The following is a 6093-nucleotide window of genomic DNA, read 5'->3' on the forward strand; positions in this document are numbered from 1 at the left end:
CCCGGCCTCAGCCGCGACGACGGGATGCCGGTGGGGCTGCACATCATGGCGCCCGCACTGGCCGACGACGGGTTGTACCGGGTCGGCGCCGCCTACGAGGCGGCGCGCGGGCCGATCGCCTGATTCGTCGGCGCGCCCACGGTTCGTGGTCGTCAGCGGCGCGGGCGGTGATCCTTTCCGGGGCACCGCCCGCGGTGTATCCGGCGCCCTTCGGATAAACCGGGGTCGCTCGGTGGTTCTGCGGGCGAAGCCCGGATTTGCGGGTGCCGGTGCCGAGTCCGGCCCGCAGGTCGGCGAGCGGTGCCGGGTATCGGTCGCGCGAATCGGGATCGTGCGCGACCCGGCAGCCAGGCAGCTCGCCTCGGGGCGTCGGTATCTCTGGGCCCGGCCGCGGCGGGTCGCTTCCCACCTGTTCCGTGCGTCGGTCCGCGTCGGTGTGGCTCAGCCCCGTGTGAGGTGGCTGTATGAGGGGGCGTGGTGACTCGCGCCGTGCGTGCGACCCACACGTGAGGGGTGACTCAGGCCGTGTGCCTGCGTTCGGCTTCGCGTTCCACCGCGGTGGTCATACCGGGGAAACCGCGCCGGAAACCGCGGCCGAACAGCAGCCCCACCAGGGGGGCCAGCCACCCGGCGAGTTCGAAATGCGATTCATAGCGGGTGCGGTCGTCGCCGAGGGGAGTCAGCTTATGGAAGCGGTTGCTGCGTAGCGCGCCGAGCGGGAGCGGTTTCATGGAATAGCCGAACTCCCGGCCCGGGGTGACGGTGTGGATGAATTCGCGCATGGGGATCGGCAGCGGCATCAGCTGCTGCACCCGCATATCGATCGGCGCACCCACGGTCAGGTCCGCGCGGCAGCGGCCGATGAAGGGATTCCAGTCGCTGTACCGGTCGAAATCGGTGAGGACCGACCACACCACCTCGGCCGGGGCGTCCACTTCGACCACATCGTCCACAACAAGCACGCCCCCAAACTAGAACGTGTTATAGACGGGGTCAACCGGCGGCGCGGCCCGGCCGGACGGGCGACCTCCTGGGCGCCGGGAGCCGCGGTAGCTGCGGCAGCGGTACGGGGTCCACCGGCAGTCGTATCAGGCCGGGCAGGACGAACCGCGGCCGGCGCCGCGCGGTCCGCGCCGACGCCACGATACGGCCGGGATGCGCCGGTAGGCCGAGGCGATCGCCGACCCCGACGACGCCCGGGCGGCGGACCCGCCGATGCAACCGCCGCACACCCAGCACCAGCCCGGCGACAGCGGTCAGCCCGAGTGCGACCAGGCGCAGCAGCCACGGCTGGGTCGGGTGCTCGGTGGCGGCCTGGGTAGCCGCCTGCGTGAAGGTTTCCACCACCGGCACTCCGTAGTGCTGGCGGCGGGAATTCAGCTCCACCGCGGTGGTCGCGACCGAGGCGAGGGTTTCGCAGCGGGTCCGCACCATCGGTTCGGTATGCGCGTCACAGGCCTGGTGCAGCCGCACGCCCAGGGTGCGGTCCAGTTCCTGCCGGGCCCACGGGCCGAGGGGGGCGCCGACGCTGTCGGCGTAGCGGAGCAGGTCGTAACCCAGATCGTGGGCCATACATGCGGTCTCGAATTCCGGCGGTAGCTCCAGCGGTGACGAACAGTCGCCGTCCGGTGCCACCAGCACACCCTGCCGCAGGACCGGTTCATAGCCGGAATAGGTCGCGAAATCGCGCGGTATGGCCGCCGCGGCAGCCGCACCCGGATCGTTCGAGGTCAGACCTACCACCGCCAGTCCGGTGGGGCCCGTGATCGAACCGTCGAAGCCGACGGCGTCGGAGGCGGGAGCGGACACCGCCGTGATCGCCAGACTGAGCAGAGCGGCGCCGGCGAGCGCGGGCGGCGATATCCGCCGCAGCCGGTGCCGTTTCCGGCGCCGGTGATCGTCACTGGGTGAAGCCATGGTGGGACACCTTAAGGGCAGAACCTGTGTGTTTCCGAACGGCACCGTAGGTGGTGCCGGCCGGTGCGGGCACGGCGGCGCGCCCGCATCCGGCGGGCAAACCCCGCGCACCGCGGTCCGGCGCTATCCGCAGCCGGGTAGTGCGGTGCCCTGATCCACGTTGTAGCGGTGACCGTGCCCGGGAGGCGCGGACAAGGCTCCCAGTAGGTCGGCGGTGGTCTGGACGAAACTCACCACCGGCAGCCAGCCAGGGGTCGGGGCATCCCGACGAGCGCCGGTCAGGTCCGGCGGCCGCCACAGCAGGTCAGGTGACCAGTGCACGACCGGGTCGGAGGTATTGGCCAGGATCGCCGTCCGTGCCCCGGGTTCCTGCCCGCCGCCGCCCGGCATACCCGCCCACAGCACCGAACACGCCCGGCGGTTCTGGTCGGCCGCCCCGGCGAACACCGCGCTACCACCGAGCGCGCCCAGGCTCTGCCCGTACAGGTACAGGCGCGGCGGGTCCGGCAAGGTCGCGGCATGTTGTTCGACGGCCGTGAACAACGCGCGGGCGGAGGCCGCGGCCGAATCCCGGCCGAGGACGAACGTCGCCCAGCTCGGCAGGTGCGAATACTGCAGGGCCGCCACCGCGAAATCGGTGCCGAACCGGGCCCCGAACCCGTGCAGTGCCCGCGCGTCCACCCACCCCGACCCGGTGGGTACGGCCACCACCAGATGCGAACGGTCGAATCCGCCGGCCCGGTCGAGCTCCCGGACGGCCAGCTCGGCCCGGGCCGCCAGATCGGGCGCCGACCGCAACCCGACATACACCCGCACGGCCCCGGCCGGGCCGTTCGTCACGAACCGCTGCCCCTCCCGGCCCAGCGAGTTCCAGGTCACCAAGGAATCGGCGCTACCGGATCGAGTCGTCGCCACCGGCTGCACGAGGCCGGAAGCGGCGCCACCGCCACTCGCCGCGGCGATCCCCGGAACCCCGAAGAAAGCCACCGGCAGTGAGGTGACCACCGCCATCGCCACTCCGCGGAACCAGCCGACCCGCCGCAGCAACCGGCCGGCACCGGAACCGGCAGCCACCAGGACGATGGTGAGCACCAGCGACCCGGCCGCCCAGAAGGACCAGTACTCCGGTCCGGTGCGCGCCACCCCCATGGCGTCGCGAAGTGCGTTCTGCCATGAGACCGCATGCGCTACCGAGGCCACGACACCGACAACGGTGGCGGCGAATATCAGGTGCCGCACGGCAGGCACACCGGACCAGCCGTCGGCAGGTGCCCGTCCCGGACGGTCGATATGCCCGCTGATCGGGTGCTCGGCGGGTGCCGGGGATGAGCCGTCGGTGAGCAGGGCGGCAGACATGCCTGCGGTGCGGCTGCCGGATTTCCGGCGACGCAGGCGTCGGCCCGGGTCGCTGCGTCGGCGACGGGAGTACTGGGACCCGAGGATTCGGGCGATACCGAGCAGCGTGACGACCAGCACAGAGGTGAGGACGGCCTGGGCGGCAGCAGTGCGGGGGATCAACCCCGGGGCCAGCGACAACATCGTGCCCGTGGCCACCGCGAAGGTGACGCCGACCGGGAAACCGTGGCGTGACAGTCGGCGCGAAGCGCCGGGAGCGGTCTCACCGGATGGCCCGGGGCGGATTGCGGGAGCCGCTACTCCGGTACCGGCCCGGTCGAAGGGCCGTAGGAGAAAAAGCGCCGGCGCCCAGAGAGGCTGGGCCGCCGCGGCCGGGTAGAGGTGTTTCATGCGAACTCCTGCCGGAACGGGATCACCGAGAACGCGGCGTCCGGGGAAATTGCCGGCGACGTGCGCAACCGCCGCGAACTCTTCGACTTCCGTGTAGGGCCGCCGGCGGATTCGGCCGGCGGTCCGAGTACGGCCGGGCCGCCGGGATGCCTGCCGCCCGCTCGGTTACGGGACCCGATGAGCTCGAACAGTTCGCGCAGTGCCGGACGCCCGAACCGGCCGCTCGCGCAGGTATGCCAGGTCAGCAGCATGGCGAAGGCGGCCATTACCAGCGCGAACGCCCGCGGCAGCCAGGTTGTGGCCGTCTCGGCGAACGAGAAGTGCTCGACCACCGGCACCCCGTAACCCTGCCGCCGCGAATTGAGGTCCACCGCCGTCGCCGCGATCCCGGCCATGGCGGTGCAGCCGGTGCGGGCGAGCGGGTCGGCGCGGTTCCGGCACGCCGACAGCATCCGGTCGGCGAGTGCGCGATCGAGATCGCGGCGGGCCCACCCGCCGAGCGGATGACCGGTGTGCTGGGCGTAGCGGAGCAGGTCGTAGCCGAGGTCGTGCGCTTTGCAGGCGGTGTCGAACTCCGGCGGCAGCGGTACCGGTGACGAGCACGAGCCGGCCGGGGCGACCAGTATTCCGTCGACGACCGCCGGGCGGTATCCGGTGACGGCGCCGAAATCGCCGGGCAGCTCCGGTGCGGCCGCGGTGTCGGTCAGTGCGCGGACAGCGGCCGCGGACGCGGTGGTGTCGTCCGGCGGGCCGGCGGCGTCGGCCGTGGGTACCGCGAGCAGTGATACCGCGGCGGCGACTCCCGCGACGGCGAACGCGGCGGGCCGGCGGCGCACCGGTGTCCGGCGGCGCGCGGCAGTGTTCGAGACAACCATGGCCGTGACGTTATGAATCGATAACGGTCGCGGCCGTCCCGCTCGAGAGGGGTTTCGGGCCCGGCCCGCGCGGGGAGGGCGGGCCGGGGTCTACCCCGGCTGTACGGGCCGCAATTCACCCCACGGTATGAGGTGGATCCAGGCGGCGGTTCGTAGTGTCGGTGCCATGATGGAGTTCAGTGCCGCGCAACCGGCAGCGAAGTCACCGCCTCTCCGGAGCCGGTTCGCCCGCCTCGGGCCCCGGTGGTGGGTGGATGCGGGCACCGTCTTCGTGGTGCTGGTGTTGTTCTCGGTCGCCTGGCCCACCCTGCACGTGACCCATGACGTGCCGTGGTCGATCGCTCCCCTCATCGCGGCTTTCGCCGCCCTGCCGGTACTGCTCATCCGCCGGAACGCGCCACTGGGCTGGGCCGTCTCCGCCGGTTCGGCGCTGTTCATCGCGCTGGCCGTACCGAACGAGCCCGGCGAGGCCCTGCCGTTCCAGGTGGTGCATATCGTCGCCCTCTACTTCCTGGTCTTCGGGGTGGCGTTGCGGTCGCCGCCGCCGCTGGTGGCGGTGGTGTGGGCGGCGACCTCGCTGCTGCTGGGCGCGGCACTCGCCGAAGAAGGGGTCGGCGCCGATCCGTGGGCCTGGCCGGTTTCCCTGGCCGCGACCGTATTCGTCGCGGTCCTGCTGCGGTCGCTGATCCGCTCGCGCTCCGAGCTGAACAGGCAGACCGAAGTCAGCGAACTCGAACGCGCGCGACGCACCATCCTGGAGGAGAAAGCGCGGATCGCCCGCGATCTGCACGATGTGGTCGCACACCATATGTCGCTGGTGGTCGTGCAGGCGCAGACGGCCCCGTACCGGGTGAGCGGTGTGAACGAGGCGGCGCGCGCCGAATTCGAATCGATCGGCGCCACCGCCCGGGAAGCGCTCAACGAGATCCGCGGCCTGCTCGGTGTGCTGCGCAGCGACGGTCAGCTCGCCGAGCACACGCCGCAGCCCACCGCGGCCGATCTGGAAGCGCTGTTCCACTCCGCCACCAGGGCCGGAGTAGACCTCACCTGGTCGGTCGAGGGCTCACTCGCGGCGATACCCGACACCGTGGGCTCCGCGCTGTACCGGATTGTGCAGGAATCGCTGGCGAATGCGGGCCGGCACGCACCCGGCGCTCCGGTCCGGATCGGGATCGACTGTGCCGAGACCGTCACGCTCACTGTGGTGAACGGCCCGGGCACCGGTCCCGCCGCCGCCGGAACCGGCGGGCACGGAATTCCCGGTATGCAGGCGCGCGCCCTGGCGGTCGGTGGCCGGGTGACCGCGGAACCGACAGCCGAGGGTGGGTTCCGGGTCAGTGCGCTGCTGCCCCGCACCGTCGCTGTGGATCTGTCCGCGCCGCCCGTCGCGCACGGTATGCCCGCCTGATCCGAACCAGCTGCGCCCCCCGCGGCGGCGCCGTGGACACAGCAAATAAACAGAGCGCGGGGCAAAAACCGTGTTTATACCCGCCGATAACGCCAATGTACCGCACGGGTTAGTGGGGGTTCTGGCCGCGCAACCCCATATCAGTGT

At 71.7% G+C, this 6093-nt stretch carries 5 protein-coding genes; 1 reads left to right on the forward strand and 4 read right to left on the reverse strand.

Annotation, left to right across the window (positions count from 1 at the left end; all coding sequences use genetic code 11):
- Nucleotides 1–518 precede the first annotated feature (518 nt).
- The 4 genes from QH195_RS12665 to QH195_RS12680 form a co-directional block, all read right to left on the reverse strand.
- Nucleotides 519–962, reverse strand: a complete 444-nt coding sequence (locus QH195_RS12665; protein ID WP_280435513.1) for an SRPBCC domain-containing protein — start codon at nucleotides 960–962, stop codon at nucleotides 519–521.
- Nucleotides 963–993: 31 nt separating this feature from the next.
- Nucleotides 994–1917 carry a hypothetical protein gene (locus QH195_RS12670; protein WP_280426017.1) on the reverse strand — a complete coding sequence of 308 codons (924 nt, stop codon included), beginning with the start codon at nucleotides 1915–1917 and terminating at the stop codon, nucleotides 994–996.
- Between the two features lie 123 nt (nucleotides 1918–2040).
- Nucleotides 2041–3663: an alpha/beta-hydrolase family protein gene (locus tag QH195_RS12675; RefSeq protein WP_280435514.1), complete on the reverse strand. Its 1623-nt coding sequence runs from the start codon at nucleotides 3661–3663 to the stop codon at nucleotides 2041–2043.
- Entirely contained in the window at nucleotides 3660–4538 is an 879-nt protein-coding gene (locus tag QH195_RS12680; protein ID WP_280435515.1) for a hypothetical protein, read from the reverse strand. The genes QH195_RS12675 and QH195_RS12680 overlap by 4 nt, the downstream gene beginning before the upstream one ends.
- A 166-nt stretch (nucleotides 4539–4704) precedes the next feature.
- Here QH195_RS12680 and QH195_RS12685 point away from each other — a divergent pair, with 166 nt between their 5' ends.
- Nucleotides 4705–5946: a sensor histidine kinase gene (locus QH195_RS12685; protein ID WP_280435516.1), complete on the forward strand. Its 1242-nt coding sequence runs from the start codon at nucleotides 4705–4707 to the stop codon at nucleotides 5944–5946.
- The last annotated feature ends 147 nt before the right edge of the window (nucleotides 5947–6093 follow it).

Source organism: Nocardia carnea (assembly GCF_029868855.1).
GTDB lineage: Bacteria > Actinomycetota > Actinomycetes > Mycobacteriales > Mycobacteriaceae > Nocardia > Nocardia carnea_A.